This is a genomic window from Natrialba taiwanensis DSM 12281 (genome assembly GCF_000337595.1).
Classification (GTDB): Archaea; Halobacteriota; Halobacteria; order Halobacteriales; family Natrialbaceae; genus Natrialba; species Natrialba taiwanensis.
On the sequence record NZ_AOIL01000012.1, the window covers coordinates 90,625 to 112,279 of the forward strand.

Here is a 21,655-nt window from a genome sequence, read left to right on the forward strand (position 1 = left end):
CGATGGGCGGTCCGCTCGAAATCGACGATCTCCACGTTCGCTTTCGCACCCAGTCCGACACCGTGCACGCCGTCAACGGCGCGTCGTTCGAGATCGCCCCCGGCGAAATCGTCGGTCTGGTCGGCGAAAGCGGCTGCGGCAAGTCGGTCACCGCCCGATCGATCGTTCGCCTCGAATCCCCGGGCGAAATCGTCGACGGACACATTCGCTACGACGGCCGGGACCTGACGACGGCCGACGACCGGACGCTCCGACGGCTCCGCGGCCAAGAACTCGCGATGGTCTTCCAGGACCCGTCGACGACGCTGAACCCGGTTTACCCGATCGGCGAACAGATCGCCGAGGCCCTTCGAGTTCACCGCGAGCCGGACGCGCAGCCGTTTTTCAAAGAACTCGCACGCGGGGCGAGTGCACGGCTCCGATCGACGAGCGTACGCTCGACCGTCCTCGAACTCATGGAGACCGTCGGGATTCCACAGCCCGACCGACGAGTCGACGACTATCCCCACCAGTTCAGCGGCGGGATGCGTCAACGGGCGATGCTCGCGATCGCGCTCGCTCGGCGGCCGTCCGTCCTGATCGCCGACGAACCGACGACGGCCCTGGATACGACGACGCAGGCGGCGATCCTCGAACGCCTGGCCGAACTCAACGACGAACGCGGGATGGGAATGCTGGTGATCAGCCACGACTTCGATGTCGTCTCGGCGCTGTGTGAACGGATCGTCGTTATGTACGACGGGGTCGTCGTCGAACGGGGCCCGACCGACGAACTCCGGTCGAATCCTGCACACCCCTACACGAAGGCGTTGCTCGGGTGTCTGCCGCGCCGCACCGAGCCCCGGTCGCGGCTCCCGACGGTCGCGGGGACGCCGCCGGACGGAGCCGCGTCATCGGGGTGTGCGTTCGCCGATCGGTGCCCGTTCGCGACCACCGATTGTCGGACATCGACACCGCCGACGGTCGCCGTCGGGTCGGACCGAACGGTTCGGTGTGACGTGCCGGCTGCCCGCGACGCGCCGGTCGAGGCGGTGCGGACCCCCCGGCCGGACACCCGGAGCGACGCGCAACGCGACGCGCCGTCGCTGGCCGTCGACGGCGGCACGGATACAGCCGCGGCTGCGACGGCTGCTCCGGGCGACGATTCCGGGCGGGACCCGGGCGACAACTCAGGATCGGGACCGGGGCCGGGACCGGGACCGGAACACGCGGCCGAGCCGATCGTCGAACTCGAGGGCGTCACGAAATCCTTCCGACAGTCGGACGCGCTCCTCGATCGACTCCTCGGAACCGACGACCGAGTGCCGGCCGTTACCGGCGTGTCCCTCGACCTTCGACCAGGAGAAACCGTTGGCCTCGTCGGCGAAAGCGGCTGTGGAAAGTCGACGCTCGCCCACCTGGTCGCCGGCCTCGAAACGCCGGACGACGGAACGGTCAGCCTCCGCGGCCAGCGGGTCGGCGGCGTCGACGCACGGACGAGTTCACAACTGGCCGAGATCGACATCGTGTTCCAGCACCCGGGCGCGAGTCTCAATCCGAAACGGACGGTGGCACAGTCGATCGCCGAACCGCTCCTCGAAGCGGGCTGGGCGGAGCCGCGGCGGGACGATCGCATCGCGACGGTGCTCTCGCTGGTCGGGCTCTCGTCCGCCGTCGCCGATCGGTACCCGCGACAGCTCTCGGGCGGCCAGCGCCAACGCGTCGCGATCGCTCGCGCGCTCGCGCTGGAGCCGTCCGTGCTCGTCCTGGACGAGCCGACGGCCGCACTCGACGTGTCGACGCAGGCGACGGTCCTGAATCTGCTCGCCGACCTGCAGGACGAACTCGAACTCGCGTACCTGTTCGTCTCGCACGATCTCGACGTCGTTCGCCACATCGCAGATCGGGTCGCGGTGATGTACTGCGGTGAACTCGTCGAGGTCGGGCCGGCGCGATCGACGCTCTCGAATCCGGCACATCCGTACACACAAACGCTGCTGGATGCGATTCCGGACGGTCGAACGGGAGCCGACCGCGAGTCGCGATCGGCGACGGGGTCGGGCAGCGATGCGCTCGCGGGAGCCCCTCCGAGTCCCGCCGCGCCGCCCGCGGGCTGTGCCTTCCACCCCCGCTGTCCGGCCGCCACCGAGGAGTGTTCGCGAACTGAGCCGACGTTCGAGGCCGTCGGCGACGCGCGTTCGCGGTGTCTGTACGCTCCGGAGTGGCGGGACGATGCGGATCGCCGGGAGACCGATGCGGACGATTCGCGAGCGAGCGAGGACCGCCCGGGAATCAGCGAGGGAGCGCCGGTTCCGGACGTCGAGGCCGCAGAATCGATCGAGACCACCGACGAGACCGACACGCAATGACAGACGAGAGATGGCACATGATGGATCGGCGAACCGCACTGCAAACGACGCTCGGAACCGCAGCGCTCGCCGTTGCGGGGTGTCTGGCAAACGATGCAAACAGGGCTGACTTCCGAATCGGTAGCCCGTGGAAACCGAACCGGGACCCGCTCGACGGCGGCAGCACGATTCGCCGGCTCGGAATCACCGAGGGACTGGTCGGCGTCGATTACGACGCGTCGCCCGCGCCCGAACTGGCGACCGACTGGGAGCGACGCAGCGACCGGGAGTGGGAGTTCACGCTTCGAGAGGACGTTACGTTTCACGACGGAGAGGCGTTCGATGCGACGGCCGCCGTCGACTCGCTCACCCGAACCGTCGACGCGCCCGCATTCGAGGACGTTCCGATCGACGCCGTCGAGGCGGTCGACGAGACGACCGTCACCGTCACAACCGAAACGCCGTTCGCGCCGTTGCCGGCTCACCTCTCGCGTAACGAGGCGGTGATCCTCAGCCCCCGCGCCGTCGACGACGACGGGTCGGTCACCGAGACGATCAGTACCGGACCGTTCGCCGTCGAATCGTTCAACCCCAACACCGAGATCCTGACCGCCCGCAACGACGACTACTACGGGCAGGTTCCGGCCCTCGAGTCGGTTCGCTACGAGGTCGTCGACGACGATCAGACGCGCCGGATAAAACTCGAGAACGGCGAACTCGAGATGGCGCGAATCCTCCCGCACGAAACGGTCGACGCGCTCGAATCGACCGGCGGGATCGACGTCTACACGCCACCGGTTCCGCGAATCCGATTCCTCGCGTTCGATACGGATTCGGAACCGTTCGACGACCGGCGAGTTCGGCAGGCCGTGTCCCTTGCGATAGACAGGAAGACGATCACTGAGTCGCTCCTGGGCGGACTCGTCGAGCCCGCAGTCGGGCCGTTTTCGCCGTCGATCACCGAGTGGGCGAATCCGGATCTGGAGTCGAATCCCTACGATCCGGACCGGGCCCGGACACTGCTCGACGATGCCGGATGGACCGGAACCGCCGGCGAGACCAGGACGCGCGACGGTGTCGAACTGACCGTCGAGTTTCTCACCTTCGACGCCAGAAGCCTCCCCCAGATCGCCGAGGTGATGCAAGATCACCTCGCTGCGGTCGGCATCAGCGTTGACGTGCGAACGCTCGAGTACAGCGCGATGATCGATCGGGTCCATCAGCGGTCGTTCGACGCTTACTTCACGTCGTGGGGAACGCTTTGGTATCCCGATCCGGACCGACTCGCGGAGCTGTACCACTCGACGGCCGCGTCGATACCCCACGGCTACGGGAACGATCACGTCGATACGCTGCTCGAAGACGCACGAGAACTCGACGAGCGCGGGGCGCGACGGGAACGCTATCGCGAGGTCCAGTCGATCGTCGTCGAAGACGCGCCGATCGCCGTCGTGACCAACGACACGAACGTCATCGCGACCGGGGACGATGTCCGTGGCTACGAACCTCACCCGACGGAATTGCACTACGGGCTCGAGGCGATTTCGATGGACGGCGAGTGAACGCGGGGCATTCGTCTCCTCATTCGGACACGTCGACGGCCACGAGATACAGTTCCTGCTCCGGCTCTTCCCCCCAGAGCACCGGCTCCGACAGCGGTTCGCACTCGACGGTGTCAAATCCCCCCTCCCTGAGAAACGCAGCCAGCTCCGCGGGCGGACGGCCGTCGTACAGCGGCAAATCGTCGTGAATCGTTTCGTAGCCCTCGAACGGTTCCGGAAAGTCCCAGTAGCCCTCCACGAGCACGAGACGGCCGCCGGGACGAACGACCCGCCGCCACTCCTGCACCGCCGCCGCGGGCGTCGGAAGCGTCCAGATGAGGTGTCGCGCCGTCACCACGTCGTAGCCGTTCTCGGGAACTGGTAACTGCTCGGCATCTCCGACGCCGAAATCGATCGACAGTCCCGCCCGCTGTGCCTTCTCTCGAGCGCGGCCGAGCATTTCAGGCGAGAGGTCGATTCCCGTCACGTCGTGTCCGGCCGCCGCCAAAAGCACCGAGAGCGTTCCCGTTCCGCATCCGAGATCGAGGACGGACTGCGGTCCCTCGCCGACCCACGGACGGAGAACGGACAGCCACGCCTCGCGCTGCTCGTCGGCGTGGACGCCAGAAATACCGTCGTCGTCGTACGACTCGGCCCGTCCGTTCCAGTACTGTTGGACAACCGCTTTGACCGGTTCGTCGGGCCGCTCCGACCGCGTCACGACCGATCACCGTCAATCGATCGCGGGAGTTGCCCCGTTCGTTTCAGGTGCCGACGACACCGCGCGTATCGAACCATGCTCACGACTCCGTCACGCTCCACTAACTGCATTTCGTCATACACGGCCAAGCGCGACCCGGTTCGGTCGAAACCGCCTCTCCCACACCGCTTCCGTACTGCTCCCATCACACCGATTCCGTACCGCTCTCACCCCCTACCGCTCCTGTTGCCGCCTTCACCTCACCTTGCCTGCTTGACCGCCCTCACTGCCGACTCCACCGCTCCCCGCCCTACTGCACGCGCCCCAAAAACGACACGAGCGCATCAACGACCGCCACAAACACTTCTTCGCCCTGTTCCGAACTCGCGTTCGTCGCATCACCAACCGCGCCGTTCTCGCTGAACTCGTCGGTGAACTCGTGGAGAACCCCGCCGTCGACCGTGCTCGCCCACGTCGTTGCGTCCCCAGCGACCGGATCATCGACATCATCCGGACAGAGATGAAGGAGAACTGCTGTCTCGAGTTCACCGGCGTGTCCGACGTGGTCGTCGAGAGCGCGCATCCACTCCCAGCGGTACGCGGCGAGATCGATCGAATCCGACTCGGTCACCTCTCGAGCCAGGTGTGAGAGCGTCTCGCCGTTTCCGCCGTGTCCGTTGACGAACACGACCGTGTCGATGCTCGAACAGGACTTCGCTAGCGAGTCGACGATGTCGCGGGCGTAGCGGCGAAGCGTCTCCGGCGAGATCGACAGGGTTCCGGGGAAGCGGCCGTGGTAGGGTGCGATTCCGACGGGAATCGGCGGGAGCACGACTGACGTACCGTCCCACTCTCGGTCGGCCGCAGCGGCGATCGCACGGGCGACGATCGTATCGGTACCGACCGGTGCGTGCGGACCGTGTTGCTCCGTGCTGCCGACGGGAACGAGCGCCGTCGTCGGTGCTTCGGCTTCGATCTCCGGCCACGAACTCGTCTCTAGGTGCATCGGTCTGATTTGTTGAACCGCAATCGGAATACAAGCGACGGTTTGCGCCCGCTCATCGTGGAACGGTGCCGACCGCGATATACTGGTCGTAGTTCGGCTCGTTGCCCCAGAGCGCCGAATCCATCAGGGGGTCGTACTCGACGGCCTCGAGTCCGTGCTCCGTGAGGAACGCGGCCAACTCCGCGGGCGGACGACCGTCGTACAGCGGCAGGTCGTCGTGAATCGCCTCGTAGCCCTCGAACGGCTCCGGGAAGTCCCAGTGGCCCTCGATGAGCGCGATGCGACCGCCGGGACGGACGACTCGCTGCCACTCCCGGATCGCGCTCGCGGGCGTTGGAAGCGTCCAGATGAGATGCCGGCCCGTCACCAGATCGAACTCGTTCTCGGGTTCGTCCAGATCCTCCGCGTCACCCGCATAGAACTCGGGCGACACTTCGGCCTGACGGGCTTTCCCTCTCGCCCGCTCGAGCATCTCGGTCGAAACATCGACTCCCGTCACGTCGTGGCCGAGTTCAGCGAGCAATAACGAGATAACGCCCGTCCCGCAGCCGAGATCGAGTATCTGCTGTGGCGGGTCACCCGTCCACGTGCGCAGAACCGAGAGCCACGCCTCGCGTTGCTCGGTGTCATGGATGGCGTGGTGGCTGTCGTCGTCGTACGTCTCGGCGCGGTCGTTCCAGTACGTTTGGACGTGCGCTTTGATATCCTCCGCAGACGGGTTGGAGTCGGGCATTATCAGTCACCCCTGATTCGCTCGGTAGACATCCTGCAGCGCCTACCGCCGGGTCTCATCGCGATATCGGTCCTCCGGCCCGCAGCGGCGGCGTCCGTTCGTGCGTTCTGGCCGGCGTCTCCCAGACGGTTCCGTCCGCCGTCGTCGCCCATCGTCGTTCGAGACATGTGATATTAATCTTGGAGTCGATATTATTTATAATTCCGTATCCGGCGGCCGGATGCCGTCTCGCCGGTCGGTGCCACCGGGTGTCGCTACGTGCTTCTCTCGCAACCGCCGCCGCATCGTCCAGCGGACCGATGGACTCGCTCGTTTCGACCCTCGCCGTTCAGACATCGGTTCGGCACTGATCTCCACATCTGGTATTTCAAGATACACTAACTTTGAATGGTGGTCTCTGAGATTTATAAGCGTATATAAGGAATATTGAGTGAGGCACTAACACCAGTTGTAGTAAATTCTGCACTATGTTGGCCAAATAGCGGCGCTGCAAACCCGGGTGACGATTCACCTGCACGATTCGACCCGTTCCGTTCGTCCGGTATCGTCGATAACTATCATCGAAAACGATGTATATGGCCGGCTGAGCACCTGCAAGGATTTTTTACCGTTCAACTCACACCCCTATGATATGCGACTACACAACAGGGAAGTCCGGCAGGATGTCCGGGAACTCGGCACCCTACTCGGCGACATCCTTGAGGAGCAGACCTCACGCCAGGCCTTCGAAACGGTCGAGTCGTGTCGCCAAGCAGCCATCGATTACCGCGCGGGCGAACTCGACTCCAGAGAGTCACTCATCACCGAACTCGAGGGGCTCTCACCCCACCAACAGCGGATCGTCGCCCGCGCGTTTACGACGTACTTCGAGCTCATCAATCTGGCCGAGGAACGCGAACGAGTTCGGTCTATCCGAACCGATTCCCAGGAGGGGGCGCTCGCGGACAGTCTCGAGACGGCGGCGGCTGAACTCGGAGACGAGGATATCGAGACGGTACGGCAGGTTCTCGAGGACGTATTGATCGAGCCGACGTTTACAGCGCACCCGACGGAAGCGCGGCGGAAAACGGTCAAGTCGAAGCTCCGGACGATTGCGACGGCGCTCGAAACCTTAGACGAACGGTTGCTCACCGACAAGGAGAAACGACAGGTCTGGAAGGATGTCGACTCCGAGGTGACGAGTCTCTGGCAGACGCCGCAGGTTCGAAACCGGCAGCCGGAACCGGAAGACGAGGCGCGAAACGTGCAGTGGTATCTGCAGAATACGCTGTTCGACGTGGTCGGCGAGATCTACGACGAGTTCGCCGACGCGATCGACGAGGAGGTTGCGGGCGATCTCGATATTCCGAAACTATTCGAGTTCAGGTCGTGGGCGGGAAGCGATCGCGACGGGAACCCGTACGTGACCCCGGAGGTAACGGCGACGACGCTCGAACGGCAGCGCTCGGTCGTGCTCGAGCGCTACCGCGAGCAACTCAAGCGACTGTCGGGGGTGCTGAGCCAGGACGGCAGTCGGATCGACACCGGACCGGCGTTCCAGGCTGAACTCGAGGCGGATCGAGAGCGGTTGCCAGGGAGTGCCGAGACCGCGGCAGAGCGGTATCCGGGCGAGCCGTACCGCCAGAAGCTCAAGTTGATGCGAGAGCGACTGGATCGCGTTGGCGATGTGCGGCCGGGCGGGTACGACGACGCCGAGGAATTGCGGTCGGATCTGACGGTGATCGCATCGAGCCTCAGGGACAACGGCGCGGAGAGCGTGGTCGACGCCCACGTCGATCCGATTCGCCGACAGGTCGCGACGTTCAGCTTTTCGCTCGCGAGTCTGGACCTGCGCGATCACCAGCAGAAACACACCGACGCGATCGCGGAGGCACTGGAAGCGGAGGGCGTCGATTACCACGGCCTTTCGGAGGACGAGCGCGTCGAGTTGCTGACCGACGCGATCTTGCAGGACGAACCGGTGATCGACCTGACGGCGACCGACGGTCTCTCCGAAGAGTCCGCCCGCGTGCTTCGCCTGTTCGACCGGCTCGCAGACTGGCAGACCGAGTACGGCGTCGAGGCGATCGACACCTACTGCATCTCGATGACCGAGGAGCCGAGCCACGTCCTCGAAGTCCTGTTCCTGGCTGATCAGTCGGGCGTCATCTCCCTGCCCGAACACTGCGGGATCGATATCGTGCCGCTGCTCGAAACCGAGTACGCACTCTCGGGCGCACGCCGAATCATGGGCTCGCTGTTCGAGAACGAGGCCTACGCGAAGGCGCTCGAAGCGCGCGGCCGCACGCAAGAGATCATGCTCGGCTACTCGGACTCGAACAAGGAAAACGGCTTCCTGGCGGCGAACTGGTCGCTGTACAAGAACCAGCGCCGACTCGGGGAGATCTGCGACGACCACGACGTGACGATGCGGCTGTTCCACGGCCGCGGCGGGTCGATCTCGCGCGGCGGTGGCCCGATGAACGAGGCGTTGCTCGCGCTGCCAAACAGCACCGTGACGGGCCAGGTCAAGTTCACCGAGCAGGGCGAGGCGATCGCCGAGAAGTACGCCAACCCGCGCATTGCCGAGCGCAACATCGAACAGATGCTCAACGCACAGCTTCGGGCGCGTCTCTACGCGGAAGACCAGCCCGAAGAGGAGGTCCGCGAGGAGTGGGTCGACGCCATGGAGACCATGGCCGATGTCGCCCGCCAGGAGTACCGCGACCTGCTCGAGAGTAACGGCTTCGTCCAGTACTTCGAACAGGCGACGCCGATCACCGTCATCGAGGACCTCGACCTGGGATCCCGCCCCGCCTCACGCTCCGGCGAGCGGACCGTCGAGGACCTGCGGGCGATTCCGTGGGTGTTCTCCTGGACTCAATCGCGGTGTATCCTACCCGGCTGGTACGCCATCGCAACCGGGATCGACGCGTACCTCGACGACGGCGGCGACGTGGAAACCCTCCAGGAGATGTACCAGTCGTGGCCGTTCTTCCGGACGACGCTCGACAACGCCGCACTCTCGCTCTCTCGCACCGAACCCGAAATCGCAGCCCAGTACGCTGAACTCGCGGACGAGGATCTCCGCGAGCAGTTCTTCCCGCGACTGCTCGATGAGTACGAGCGAGCGGCCGACCTGATCACGCAAATCGGCCAACGCGAGCAACTGCACACCCGCGACTGGCTGGGCGAAAACCTGGAGCGACGCAACCCCTACGTCGATCCGCTTAACCTGCTCCAGACGTACCTGCTCAACCGCACGCACCGGACGGACATCGAAGAGCGAACGCTCCGATTGACGGTCAAAGGGATCGCCGCCGGGATGAAAAATACCGGATAACACCGGATAACAGCGCGACCGAGAGCCGGTCGACTACGCGTTCTCGTCCGAAGCCTCGATCGTGGGGACCGGAACGGACTCGAGGACACCGTCGACGACCTGTGATTTGTCGACCCCGTTGACGGTCGCGTCCGGCGTCAGTACGAGTCGATGGGCGAGCACCGACTGGGCGACGCGCTTGATGTCGTCCGGTGTGACGTACGACCGTCCGGTAATCGTCGCGTAGGCCCGCGCCGCCTCGAACAACCGCTGTGTGCCACGCGGTGAGACGCCCACCTCGACACGACCGTCGCTTCGCGTCTCGCGGGCGAGCGCCGCAATGTACTCCAGTAAGTCCTCGTCAACCCGAATCGTTTCCGGAGCCCGACGGAGCTGTTCGACCTGCTCGGGTTCGAGCACCCGTTCGACGGACGGACTCGTCGTCTCCCGATCCGCGCGCCGCCGCAAGAGTTCAACTTCGCCGGCCTCGTCGGGGTAGCCCATCGACGTTTTGACGAGGAATCGATCGACCTGGGCTTCCGGAAGCGGGAAGGTCCCCTCCTGTTCGACCGGATTCTGGGTGGCAATCACGATAAAGGGGTCGGGGAGCTGACGGGTTTCGCCGTCGACGGTGACCTGTCCTTCTTCCATGGCCTCGAGCAGCGCGGCCTGAGTCTTCGGCGGGGCGCGATTGATTTCGTCTGCGAGGACGACGTTCGCGAAGATCGGGCCCTTGTTGAACTCGAAGGTGCGTTCGCGTTCGTTGAAGATGTGGGTGCCGGTGACGTCCGCGGGGAGTAAGTCGGGCGTGAACTGGATGCGGGAGAACGAGAGGCCGAGTGCGGTGGCAACGCTGCGGGCGGTCAGCGTCTTGCCGGTGCCGGGAACGTCCTCGACGAGGACGTGGCCGCGGCCGACGACCCCGACGAGGATGTCCTCGGGGAAGGATCGGTCGCAGATGACGGCGTCGTCGATCGTCTGGAGGACGGCCGTGCACTCGGTGCTGGCCTGGGTGACGTCCATGAAAGCGTCCTCGGCCGCTCGTGTCAAATGGTTTTCGCTCTTGGTGGCTCTACTGGACCGTGATCGCTGGAACGCGTTCGTGACCGGTTCCTCGGCTGGCTTCCCTCGTTCGATGATCGCCGACGGCGGCCACCCGACTGGACATGACCGATCCACAGACTGCGAGAGAGATCGAAACCGGTAAAAACGTTACCCGAGTATCAACGGATGAGCCGAGATAGCCTAGCCCGGCCAAGGCGGCAGATTCGAAATCTGCTGTCCCCACGGACTCGGGAGTTCAAATCTCCCTCTCGGCGTTTTTCAGCAGCAACAACCGATGACCATATGTAGTGGCGCGAATCGGTTTGGCGCTTGAAACGGTCCGGAGATTTGAATGAGACCGAGGTTCTGCCGAAGGCAGGGTCTCGGACGTAGTTCAAATCTCCCTCTCGGCGTTTTTCGCGAGACGCTACCTCCGAGCGCCGCGGAGCGTGTGCTCGGTCTCGGATGCAACCTGCACCCGTAGCGAGCACGAGCTGTACCGGAACGCCGCTGGACGAGAGAAACGCACGCTCTGCTCGCCGTCATCTGCAGGGGTCCCCATTATTCACGTCGGGCTGGTCGATAACCCTGACAATGAGTGTCATAATTCAGGGTGCGATCGACAGCGGGGTGGGCAGCGACGATGACTGATCCAGGTGACCGAGACGAGCACGATGATCGATCGGTCAGCGATCGAACCGATCCGGATGACTCCGCCGAGAAACAAGATCGAAAGCGAGAATCAGAGGGACCGTCGGCAGACGACACACAGCCGGACGATACACAGACAGACGATACAGACCTCGAAACCGGAGAGCTATTCCACCCGCTCGGCGAGAGCGCACAGACCGATTTCAGGGACATGCTCGAGGAGACCGAGTACGACACGGACCTCGGCATGGAGATGGCCAGAGACGCGATGCGGCTCACGAAAGGTGAACTCTCTGAGGAAGCGTTCTACGACCGATACCATGACGAGGTCGTCGACGAGTTCGGCGAGGACGAACGGCCGATGGCCGAGCGAGTCGAGGCGGCCCGCGAGGAGGGACGGTTCGACCGGGCGCTGTCGCGGTTCGGCGCGGAAGACGAGTCACGGCGGGAGCTACTCACGAAGATGGGTGCGAGCGCGGGTATTTTCGGATTCAGCGCGTGGGGTGCCTCACACGCCGATGAGTCGGACCCGGCGGCCGGAGCGATACAAAACGAGACGGACGAAGATGGAGGAGACGACGGCGACCAAACGCAGTGGGGGATGGTTCTCGACCACGAAACCTGTGACGGCTGTCTCTCCTGTGTGGTCGCCTGCAACGACGAGCACAACTGGAACGACGGCGCGAACTGGATGTACATCCTCGCCTACGACGACGGAACCGTCGAATCTCCTGATGCCGACGAGTTCGAGGACACGCGGGATTTCAACTACCTGATCCGACCCTGCCAGCACTGTACTGATGCGCCCTGCGAAAAGGTCTGTCCGACGACGGCCCGCCATACCCGCGAGGACGGTGGCCTCGTTCTGACGGATTACAACGTCTGTATCGGCTGTCGGTACTGCCAGGTTGCCTGTCCCTACGGCGTCAACTACTTCCAGTGGGAAGACCCGGAGTCCGAGGCGCCCTCAGAGGACCTCGGCGAGGACATGATGTACGACGAGCGCGGCCGCTGGGTGAGTGGCCGCGGTCCGCGCGGCGTCATGGAGAAGTGCATCTTCGATCCGGCCCGCCAGGACGGCAATATGGGCGAGGAGATGGTCGGGACGACCGCCTGCGAAGAAGCCTGTCCGCCCGGCGCGATCCAGTTCGGGAATATGAACGATCCCGACAGCGATCCCCAGCAGTACATCGAGAACGTCCCGCTCGCGCGAGCGCTCGAACACGACCCCGACGACGAGGAACTGCAGGAAGCCATTGCAATCGTCGAGGGCGAGGAGGAACTGGCGGGCGAGGACGACGAGGACGGCATGACCGAAGAGGACGCGATGCGACTGTTGCGCGGCGAGTACGGCGATAACTCCTCATCGTTCAAACTCCTCGAAGAGTACAACACCAACCCGAACGTCACCTATCTCGGCAACCAACCCGGTTCCGAGGCCGAACAGGTCGAGGGCCCGGTCGCCTACGACGATGTCAATCTGGTCGATAACCGGATGGACGAAACCGACGAACGTACCTTCGGCGGCCTCGAGTTATAGCGAGCACCGAATACGGGGCGTTCATAACGCTGCACACGAACGAGTTCACATCCACATGATCAGTCGCGATCGGCTTTTTATCGGAACCCTCTGGATCGGGGTGGCTGCGCTGATGACCGTCCCCCTGTCGCTCGATTCGGGGTTCCCCAGTTCGGCCGGTGAACTCGCACAGGTGTTCGTGATCGTCCTTGCGCTCTTTCTGGCCGGTATCTATCTCCTCGATCCCTGGGGTGTGCTCAGTCGACAGCTGTTTCAGTGACTCGAGAGGGCGGGTCGCTGGCTGAACTCGGTGTGTAGCACTCGGTGTGGTGCTCTCGGCAGGTAGCATTTGCATGATGCTCTCGAATCGAAGCGCAGCACTCGTTTACCGTCCACTGTCCACCGATTCGGTCGTCTGCCGGATTCAGTCGTCCGCCGGCGTGAGCGGTTGCTGATCGACTGCAAGCAACCGATCGAGCGCGTCAACCATGGCTTCGACGCTCGCCCGTGTGATGTCCGCTTCACTGCGGGCGACGGTCACGGATCGGTCGTTTCGAACCATGGTTACCTCGACGGTCACGACGGCATCGGTGCCGCCCGTGACGGCATCGACGTGGTAGGATTCGAGTTCAGCCGTGGCGTTCGACCCGAGCGCGTCGCGGATGGCGGAGACGGCGGCGTCGACGGGGCCGGAGCCGGTGCCGCTGGCGACGCGGTCCTCACCGTCGACTTCGAGGCGGATGCTCGCGGTGGGAACGGAGCCGCCGCTCGTGGCGGTGAGATCGTGCAGTTCGACGACGCGCTCGCGGTCGTCGCCGGTTACGTCCTCGGCGATGGCGAGGAGGTCGGCGTCGGTGACGCGGCGGCCGCGGTCGCCGAGTTCGGTGACGCGGGTCGCGATTTCGGCGACTTCCTCGTCGCTGGCCTCGACGTCGTGTTCCTCGAGTGCGGCGGCGACGCCGGCGCGGCCGGTGTGCTTGCCGAGGGCGAGGCGTCGCTCGCGGCCGACGGTCTCGGGCGCGTAGGGCTCGTACATCTTGTCGTCCTTGAGGGTGCCGTCGGTGTGGATGCCGCTCTCGTGGGTGAAGGCGTTCTCGCCGATGACGGCCTTGTTCGGCGCGAGTTCAACGCCGGTTGCGCGGGCGGCGCGCTGGGCGAGATCGTACAGTTCGTCGAGCTCGAGCGTCTCCACGTCGTAGACGTGTGAGAGGGCGATTGCGACCTCCTCCAGGGCGACGTTCCCGGCGCGTTCGCCGAGGCCGTTGACGGTGCAGTGGACGAGGTCTGCGCCGGCCGAGACGGCCGCGAGCGCGTTTGCGACGCCGAGACCGAGGTCGTCGTGGGTGTGGGCGCTGACGGGGCCGAGATCGGCGAGCCGGGAGACGGCCTCGATGGTCCGTTCGGGGCCTGTATGGCCGACTGTGTCGGCGAAACAGAAGCGGTCCGCGCCAGCCTCAAGTGAGGTTTCGGCTAACGCCTCCAGGTAGTCGAGGTCGGCTCGGGAGCCGTCTTCGCCGATGACTTCGACCCAGAGGTCGTGGTCGGTCGCGTACGCGACGAGTTCGGCCGTCGTCGCGAGGTTGTCCTCGCGGGAGGTGCCGACCTTGCCTTCGACGTGGCGGTCGCTCGAGGGGACGACGATGTGGACGCCGTCGACGGCGCACTCGAGCGCGAGGTCGATATCGGTCTGCATCCCGCGGCAGAAACTGGTGACGCGGGCGTCGAGGTCAAGGTCGGTGACCCGCGAGATAGCTCGTCGCTCACCCGCGCCGGTACAGGCGCTGCCGGCTTCGATGACGGCGACGCCGGCGCGTTCGAGTCCCCGGGCGAGGTCGACCTTCTCGTCGGGCGAGAGGGAGACGCCGGGTGCCTGCTCGCCGTCGCGAAGCGTAGTATCGAGTAGTCGAACGGTTCGGTCCGGGTGAATCGTCTGGTCGGGGGTGAGCGAAGTCATGTCAGAATCAGGTGCAGTTTCTGTCGCGGGTTGTAGAGAAGCAGTACCACAGAACGATGCGGTGTGACTACGTTCGCCGTAGAATTTCGCGTCCAGCCGGGTCGCCCCGACTTCCTCTATCCTCCGGCGATGAGACGGAATCTCGTGCCATTGTACCTCGGTCTACCGTGGCACACCCCCTTAAACGCGCCGGTGACGGTACTATCTGCGACGGCCGCGTTCGGACTACTCGTCCGCGAGTACGAGTTCGTCGCCGGGTTCGACCCCGTCTGCAGCCCCCGCCGGCAATTCGAGGATCGTGTCCGCTCGCTCGCGGGCGAAGCCGAGCCACGGCCGGAGGCGTTCGATCCGCTGGACGACGCCGTCGACGACCCAGACCACGTCGAGCGGCACGAAGACGAACAGCATGTGTACGTCACGGGTGCTCGCGGCGTCGAACCGAAACGCGAGGGCGAACTCGTCGGGGAGCGACCGGCGGAACATGAGCCCGCGCGTCTGGGCGAGTAGCGAGTCCGCGAGTTCGACCTGCGAGGCGAGTACCGTCGCGCCGTCTCTCGCGTTGGCGTCGTGGACGAGGTGCACGACCGCGAATCGATGCGCAGATGGCAAAAAGACTGCCGATTTCGGCGGCTCGAAGCGCCGTCTCGCGAGTCGCCGATGTCGTCCCGAGGGCGAGGTAGATTCCGAGTGGTTCCACGTGGTTCCGAGTGATTCCGAGAGGCTCCGAGGGGTTCAAACCGATCGACGCCCTGGTTCGGTTCGAGGATGGAGCGAACGCCAAACGGCACGTCCGTCGGCGTCGACGACCCCTACGAGTTCGCCGGCGTCTGCGATCATCTCACGGGTGAAGGGCAGTGTCGGTACGCCTTCGACTACTACGAGCACGATCCCGAGTTCGCTCGCGAGCGCGCCGACGAGGACTACGCCTGTCCCGTCGTCGATCCCGAGACTGACGAGACGTGGGCCGACTGTCCGCACTTTCGCTCGCGCAACCGCGACCGCGAGTGTGTCCGCTGCGGGCTTGCCGAGAAACGGCTTGCCCACGACGACGAACGGCCGTTACTCGAGGAACACCACCTGTCCTACAGCGATGGGCATCGTCCATCGAGCAATCAGAACGCGGCGCGTTCCGAAGACGCCAACGACGGCGAGACGCTCTCCCACGAGATTACGATCTACCTCTGTCGCTGGTGTCACGCCAAGGTCCACAACTCGTGGGCGCGGATCACCGACGACGCCGCACCCGACCCCGAGGCGATCGCCGAACTCGAAGGACGGCGCGGCCGCGAGCGCGACGAGTTCGGATTCGAATCCGCGGCGGAGCGGTACGACCGCGACGGCGACGACGAGTAACGCCCGATCTCGAGTCGGTCGACTCGCTGGCGTCGGGCGGCGCTCGCCGGGCCATCGTTTACCCACCGGGGAATCGGATTCGTGCGTATGTCCTCACCATCAGTCCTGCTGTACGGCTCCTACGGGTTCGTCGGAAACCTGGTCGCACGGAAGGCAATCGACCGCGACCTCGACGTGCTCCTCGCCGGCCGCGACCGCGAGGCGCTCGCGGAGCAGGTCGACGAACTCGAGCGGCCCGGCCGCGCGTTCCCCCTCGAAGACCCGGCCGTCGTCACCGACGCGCTCGACGATGACAATCTCGACTGCGTGTTGAACTGCGCCGGCCCGTTCTCGAACACGGCGGACCCGCTCGTCGAGGGCTGTCTGCGAACCGGCACGGACTACGTCGACATCACCGGCGAAATCCCCGTTATCGAGGGCATCAGAAAGCGAGACGGCGACGCGAGCGACGCCGGCGTCACGCTTCTCCCGGCGGTCGGATTCTCCGCGGTGCCGATGGACTGCCTCGCCGCCCACCTTGCAGAGCGCCTCCCCGAAGCCGACACCCTCGAACTGGGCGTCGACTCGTTTCGCCCGCCGTCGATCGGCACGGTCAGGACGGTCATCGAAGGGATCAAGGACGGCGGTGCGATCTACCGCGACGGCCGACTCGAACACGTTCCGGCCGCGTGGCGAACGCGGCGCATCGACTTCGGCCGCGGCAAACGCTCCGCAGTGACGATGCCGATGGGGGACATATCGACGGCTCACTACACGACCGGGGTCCCCAACGTCTTCGTCTACGCGATCGCACCCCAGCCCGCACGGCTCGCGCTGCAATCCCACCGGTACCTCGCGCCGCTGCTCGACGCGACGCCCGTCCGAGAGGGCATGAAGCAACTCGCGGGGCTGGTCCGCGAGGGACCCGCCTCGTGGTCGCGAAAGCGCGGCTCGGCGTACCTCTGGGGCGAGGCGCGGGTCGAAGGTGAGGAGGGTGACGACGAGCGCGGATCCGGAGCCGCGGACGATGCTGACGCCGATGGCGAAGACACGAACGGTGTCGAGCGAGCGGTCTCTCGCCTGCAAACGCCGGACCCCTACGTCGTCACCGTCGACGCCGCCGTCGCGGCCACCGAGCGCATCCTCGACGGCGAGGTCGAGGACGGTTTCCGGACGCCAGCCGGCGCGTTCGGACCCGAGTTCGTTCTCGAACTCGAGGGCGTCGCGGGGTTCTTCGACGAGTCGACGCCCGAATCCGACTCGCCAGCGGTCGACGTACCGTCGTGAGCCGCCAGGGAGACCGGGACTGGGTCGACCTTACGGCACGAACACCGGCCGAACGCAGCCGTCTTCCTTGTGCTTGAACAGATCGTATCCCCGCGGGGATTCCTCGAGTTCGAGTTCGTGGGTCGCCAGGTACGAGGGGTCCATCTCGCCCTCGGCCGCGTACTCGAGCAGGTCCGGCACGTACCGCTGGCCGTGTTGTTGGGCCGTGCGCACGGTAAGCCCCTTGTTCATGACGATTCCGAGCGGGAACTTGTCCATCAGCCCGTAAACGCCCAGTATCGAGAGGGTGCCGCCCTTGCGGCAGGCGACGATGGCCTGGCGGAGCGCCTCGCCGCGGTCGGTGTGTAACTTCAGTTGCTGCTTCGCGCGGTCGTAGGCGTGAGCCGGGCCGGTTCCGTGGGCCTCCATGCCGACCGCGTCGATGCAGGCGTCCGGACCGCGCCCGCCGGTCATGGCTTTGAGCGTGTCGACGACGCTGTCGACCGCGGTGTAGTCGATCGTCTCCGAGCCCGCCTCCCGCTCGGCGAGTCGCAGCCGCTCCGGGAACCGGTCGATCCCGATCACGCGCTCGGCACCCATGAGGGCGGCGCTCTGCTGGGCCATCAGTCCGACGCCGCCGCAGCCCCAGACGGCGACGGTGTCTCCCTCCTCGATGTCGCAGAAGTCAGCGCCCATGTAGCCCGTCGCCCAGGCGTCGGAGGCGAACAGCGCCTGCTCGTCGTCGAGTTCCTCGGGCACGTGAAAACAGTTCTCGTCGGCGTGGGGCACTCGGACGTACTCGGCGTGTGATCCCGCGTAGCCGCCGAAGGCGTGCGTGTAGCCGTAGATTCCGGCGGTCGTGTCACCGAGAACGGGCTCTTGCAGCGCCGCGTTCGGGTTCGTATTGTCACAGAGCGACCAGAGGTCACCCTGGCAGTAGCCACAGCTCCCGCAGCCGATGAACGAGGGGACGACGACGCGGTCCCCCTCCTCGACGCTCTCGACCTTGCGGCCGACTTCCGCGACCTCGCCCATGAACTCGTGGCCGATCACGTCGCCCTCGCGCATGGTAGGGAGATAGCCGTCGATGAAGTGCAGGTCCGACCCGCAGGCCGTCGTCAGCGTCACTCGCAGGACGACATCTCGCGGGTTGACGAGTTCGGGTTCGGGCACGTCGTCGACGCGCAGATCGTTGACGTCGTGCCAGCATAGTGCGCGCATGCTCATACCAGATCACCCGCTCCGCGAGCGGAGGGGTTGGCCTCGAGCGTCGGGATTTCTCCCGTTTCGGCGAGGCTCTTGAACCGACGAAGTGTCGTGCCGACGAGTACGTCGGGGGCGACATCGAGCCATCGCATGACTGCAGTGCCGAGTGCACCGCCGGGCGGGTCGTACTGCACCCGAAGCGTCACCTCGGTTCCGCGGTCGCCCGGTGCCGGACGGAACTCGACCGTTCCGTCGTGAGGAATCGGCGCATCCTCTATCGTCTCCCAGTGCAGGTCATCGGAGTGAGCCGCGTCCGGCTGGTCACCGTCGGGCTGCTCCGTGTCGGGCCGATCCGAGACGAGTTGCGTATCCCACTCGATCGTCTGCCCGAACGGGCCGTATACGCGCCAGTTGTATCGGTCCTCGCCCCAGGTGGTCACGTCGGCGAAGTGGCCGACGAGTTGCGACAACTGCTCGGGGTCCCGCCAGTACGAGACGAGTTCGTCTGCCGGCTTCCCGATGGTGATCGAGCGTTCGACCGTGGCGGAGTCAGTTCGTGTTTCGGCATCTCGGTACTCGTCGCTCGCCGTGTTCACGCCGAGACGGCGGTACAGGTGACTGTGACCGCGCGCGCCACGGGAAACCAATGCCCCGCCGACGAGTGCCATCGCTGCGCCGCCGAGCGAGCGTTTCCGGAGCCCGCGGACGAGGAGGATACCGCCGAGCGCGGCGGAGCCGAGTCGGTCCCAGCGTCCGACGTTGCCGGTCGGACCGGATTCGGAACGACTCGAGGGCGTGGCTGGCTCGTCCGACATCGCGAGCGAGGTGTCGTTCGGCTGGGCGGTCATGGTTCCACCGTCGGGCTGGTTCTCCGCGCGAAAGCAAGTTCCGTCCCGTCCGGTCGATACGTCCGCCGCTCGTCGCCGACGTACGCCAGTTTAACTCGTTCCATAGCGTCTCAGTCCGATACGTAATCGGGTGAACCGATCCATTGGTGATTCGGGCTGCAAGTGCAACGCTGGACGTGACTCGGGAACGAATGCGGCGAACGGGAACGGAAAACCGACTGACGACTGTCTGATGACCTGTCGACGCGAGTTCGGCGCGAGTTCGCGCGCTACGCGAGAATATCGCCGACGCGGCGCGGTTCGCCCTGGAGGTTCGGCTGCTCGGCGACCATCTGCAGGACCTCGTGATCGGTTACGTCGTAGTAGGACTTCTCGACGGCTTCTTCGATGAGTTCGCGGTCGAGGCGAAACTCGGTGCCCTCGTAGACGACATCGACGCCGTCGTCGTCGAATGCAAGCGTTGTCATGGCCTGGTGTATGTGATGGGGAATATAAAAGGAACCGAACGCTACCACGGACCGACAGCCCCGTTCGGATAGCGGCTGTGATGATACCGCGCTAACAGGCGTCAGACGAACGGCGGACGACGCGCGAGGTTTATTACCGGGCACTCACATTGGGTGAGAGTGTGGCCGGACACAGGGACCCACTCGACGAACTCGTCGTTCCTGACGGGACGGAAGCCAAGGAAGTCGCGCTCGAAACCGATGGAGACGTACTGATCGGCAGTCGCTCGACCATCGAGTTCGGTGTGCGCGGTCGCAACGTCCTCGCCGGCGAGGGCGTCTCCGTCGACGGCGAGATCGAAGCCGGAGGCGACTGTCGACTCGACATGTGGTGTGACGTTGCGGAGAACGTTCTCGTCGGCCAAGATGCCTATATCGGCGAGCGAGTGCATATCGCAGGCAAACTCAAAGTTGCCGGCGACCTGGATATCGGCGACGACGTGGATATCGAAGAGGGATTCGAGGCCAACGGCTGGATCGTCATCCGCAACCCCATGCCGACGATCGTCCTCATGTTCGTCTACCTCAAACACCTCCTCCTGATCGGCGAGGAAGACACCGCCCAGCGGCTGATCTCCGAACTCGTCGACGAGGATGCGGACGAAGACGACCCCGACACGGAGCCGCTTGTCATCCCCGGGAACGCGACGGTCGGCGACGACGCCTGGCGCGTCTCGACGCCCGCGACGATCGGCGACGACTGCCGTCTGCACGGCAACGTCCGCGCCGAAACGATCGCCGTTGGAAGCGACTGCAACATCTTCGGGAGTCTCCGCGCCCGTGATAACGTAACCGTTGGCAACGGAACGCGCATCCACGGCGACCTGACGACGCGAAACGGCGACGTCACGATCACCGACGACGCGCGCATCCTCGGCGACGTGTCGTGTGCCGATCTCGAACTCGGGCCCGGTGCCGAAATCGACGGCACGATCCGGGCCGACGGCGAAATTACGATGGCGACGGGCGAGCGCGATCTCGAGTAGGTTCCATTTTAGCGCCACCGCTTGCTCGTCCCACCCGAACAATCATCGGGCCACAACCTGGATACCAACCCGTGTCCCTCATCGTCGAGTTCGAACTGGAAACGCCGATCCTTCGCACCGCAGCGTCGGCGATCGAAACGCTGCGGATCGAGGAGCTCTACCGGACCGAAACCGGCGAGCCGAAACTGCTCTTCTGGGCAATGGGCGAGGAGTTCGACGCGTTCGAACGCGCACTGGGGGCCGACGACAGCGTCGATCGGTTCGCCGAACTCGAGTCGCTGGCCGAGCGACGCCTGTACAGCGTGGTCCTCTCGGAGGAGGCAACCGCGAAGCTCACCTATCCGGTCGCCGCCGAACACGACGTCGGGATTCTGGACATCGTCGTTACAGAAACGACCGTCGTTCGCGCCCGCGTCCCCTCTCGAGAGGCGCTTCGCGCGTATCGCGAGGGCTGTCTCGAGCGAGACGTCGGCTTTCTCGTCCGGCGAATCTACCAGGAACACCGGACTGAAACCGCACAGTACGATCTGACGGCACACCAACGTGAGGCCCTCCTTACCGCCCTCGAACGCGGCTACTTCGAGGTCCCGCGGACGGTTACCCTCTCGAAACTCGCCGCCGAACTCGATGTTTCGGATCAGGCCCTCTCGGCCCGACTCCGACGCGGACAGGCGAATCTGCTCTGGAATACGCTCGCAGCCGACCTCTCTTAAAAGGTTGGCCAGTCAACGGACG

Annotated in this window: 18 protein-coding genes and 1 tRNA gene; 10 read left to right on the top strand and 9 right to left on the bottom strand. The window is 65.0% G+C overall.

The window, feature by feature from the left end; translation table 11 throughout:
• Positions 1-2 precede the first annotated feature (2 nt).
• A complete protein-coding gene (locus C484_RS02725) occupies positions 3-2,348 on the top strand; it encodes a dipeptide ABC transporter ATP-binding protein (protein ID WP_006824445.1) in 2,346 nt (781 codons plus the stop codon).
• A complete protein-coding gene (locus C484_RS02730; protein WP_049914990.1) occupies positions 2,345-3,889 on the top strand; it encodes an ABC transporter substrate-binding protein in 1,545 nt (514 codons plus the stop codon). Before C484_RS02725 ends, C484_RS02730 begins: the two co-directional genes overlap by 4 nt.
• Positions 3,890-3,908: 19 nt before the next feature.
• Here C484_RS02730 and C484_RS02735 read toward each other — a convergent pair whose 3' ends face one another.
• The 3 genes from C484_RS02735 to C484_RS02745 form a co-directional block, all read right to left on the bottom strand.
• The gene (locus C484_RS02735; RefSeq protein ID WP_006824447.1) at positions 3,909-4,589 is read right to left on the bottom strand and encodes a class I SAM-dependent methyltransferase; all 681 of its coding nucleotides are present in this window, start codon (positions 4,587-4,589) and stop codon (positions 3,909-3,911) included.
• 289 nt (positions 4,590-4,878) lie between these two features.
• On the bottom strand, positions 4,879-5,574 hold the full coding sequence (locus C484_RS02740) for a creatininase family protein (RefSeq protein ID WP_006824448.1): 696 nt from the start codon (positions 5,572-5,574) through the stop codon (positions 4,879-4,881).
• A 52-nt stretch (positions 5,575-5,626) separates the two neighbouring features.
• On the bottom strand, positions 5,627-6,307 hold the full coding sequence (locus C484_RS02745; protein ID WP_006824449.1) for a class I SAM-dependent methyltransferase: 681 nt from the start codon (positions 6,305-6,307) through the stop codon (positions 5,627-5,629).
• A 631-nt stretch (positions 6,308-6,938) separates the two neighbouring features.
• On the opposite strand from C484_RS02745, the gene ppc reads away from it, so the two are divergent.
• Positions 6,939-9,629, top strand: a complete 2,691-nt coding sequence (gene ppc, locus C484_RS02750) for a phosphoenolpyruvate carboxylase (RefSeq protein ID WP_006824450.1) — start codon at positions 6,939-6,941, stop codon at positions 9,627-9,629.
• Positions 9,630-9,662: 33 nt separating this feature from the next.
• Here ppc and C484_RS02755 read toward each other — a convergent pair whose 3' ends face one another.
• Complete coding sequence (locus C484_RS02755; protein ID WP_006824451.1) at positions 9,663-10,631, bottom strand: AAA family ATPase; 969 nt, start codon at positions 10,629-10,631, stop codon at positions 9,663-9,665.
• A gap of 211 nt (positions 10,632-10,842) precedes the next feature.
• Between C484_RS02755 and C484_RS02760 the strand changes: the two genes are divergently transcribed.
• The 3 genes from C484_RS02760 (at position 10,843) to C484_RS02770 (ending at position 13,102) form a co-directional block, all read left to right on the top strand.
• A tRNA-Ser gene (locus C484_RS02760) sits at positions 10,843-10,927 on the top strand.
• A gap of 368 nt (positions 10,928-11,295) precedes the next feature.
• The gene (locus tag C484_RS02765; RefSeq protein WP_006824452.1) at positions 11,296-12,843 is read left to right on the top strand and encodes a 4Fe-4S ferredoxin N-terminal domain-containing protein; all 1,548 of its coding nucleotides are present in this window, start codon (positions 11,296-11,298) and stop codon (positions 12,841-12,843) included.
• 55 nt (positions 12,844-12,898) lie between these two features.
• The gene (locus tag C484_RS02770; protein WP_006824453.1) at positions 12,899-13,102 is read left to right on the top strand and encodes a hypothetical protein; all 204 of its coding nucleotides are present in this window, start codon (positions 12,899-12,901) and stop codon (positions 13,100-13,102) included.
• Positions 13,103-13,246: 144 nt separating this feature from the next.
• Here the strand turns inward: C484_RS02770 and C484_RS02775 are convergent, their stop codons facing one another.
• Complete coding sequence (locus tag C484_RS02775; RefSeq protein ID WP_006824454.1) at positions 13,247-14,776, bottom strand: (R)-citramalate synthase; 1,530 nt, start codon at positions 14,774-14,776, stop codon at positions 13,247-13,249.
• Between the two features lie 225 nt (positions 14,777-15,001).
• The gene (locus C484_RS02780; RefSeq protein WP_006824455.1) at positions 15,002-15,358 is read right to left on the bottom strand and encodes a DUF192 domain-containing protein; all 357 of its coding nucleotides are present in this window, start codon (positions 15,356-15,358) and stop codon (positions 15,002-15,004) included.
• Between the two features lie 183 nt (positions 15,359-15,541).
• Between C484_RS02780 and C484_RS02785 the strand changes: the two genes are divergently transcribed.
• Both C484_RS02785 and C484_RS02790 read left to right on the top strand, forming a co-directional pair.
• Positions 15,542-16,129, top strand: a complete 588-nt coding sequence (locus tag C484_RS02785) for a DUF7097 family protein (RefSeq protein ID WP_006824456.1) — start codon at positions 15,542-15,544, stop codon at positions 16,127-16,129.
• 87 nt (positions 16,130-16,216) lie between these two features.
• Positions 16,217-17,395, top strand: coding sequence for a saccharopine dehydrogenase family protein (locus C484_RS02790; protein WP_006824457.1), 1,179 nt, complete (start codon positions 16,217-16,219; stop codon positions 17,393-17,395).
• A gap of 30 nt (positions 17,396-17,425) precedes the next feature.
• Here C484_RS02790 and C484_RS02795 read toward each other — a convergent pair whose 3' ends face one another.
• The 3 genes from C484_RS02795 to C484_RS02805 all read right to left on the bottom strand — a co-directional run bounded on the left by C484_RS02795 (position 17,426) and on the right by C484_RS02805 (position 19,895).
• Positions 17,426-18,595, bottom strand: a complete 1,170-nt coding sequence (locus tag C484_RS02795; RefSeq protein ID WP_006824458.1) for a zinc-dependent alcohol dehydrogenase — start codon at positions 18,593-18,595, stop codon at positions 17,426-17,428.
• Positions 18,596-18,597: 2 nt separating this feature from the next.
• Entirely contained in the window at positions 18,598-19,428 is an 831-nt protein-coding gene (locus tag C484_RS02800; protein WP_006824459.1) for a YgaP-like transmembrane domain, read from the bottom strand.
• A gap of 269 nt (positions 19,429-19,697) precedes the next feature.
• Complete coding sequence (locus C484_RS02805; protein ID WP_006824460.1) at positions 19,698-19,895, bottom strand: DUF5800 family protein; 198 nt, start codon at positions 19,893-19,895, stop codon at positions 19,698-19,700.
• Positions 19,896-20,056: 161 nt separating this feature from the next.
• Here C484_RS02805 and C484_RS02810 point away from each other — a divergent pair, with 161 nt between their 5' ends.
• Both C484_RS02810 and C484_RS02815 read left to right on the top strand, forming a co-directional pair.
• Positions 20,057-20,920 carry a polymer-forming cytoskeletal protein gene (locus tag C484_RS02810; RefSeq protein WP_006824461.1) on the top strand — a complete coding sequence of 288 codons (864 nt, stop codon included), beginning with the start codon at positions 20,057-20,059 and terminating at the stop codon, positions 20,918-20,920.
• A 71-nt stretch (positions 20,921-20,991) separates the two neighbouring features.
• Positions 20,992-21,633 (top strand): helix-turn-helix domain-containing protein, encoded by a 642-nt coding sequence (locus C484_RS02815; RefSeq protein WP_006824462.1) that lies wholly within the window; start codon positions 20,992-20,994, stop codon positions 21,631-21,633.
• Positions 21,634-21,655 lie beyond the last annotated feature (22 nt).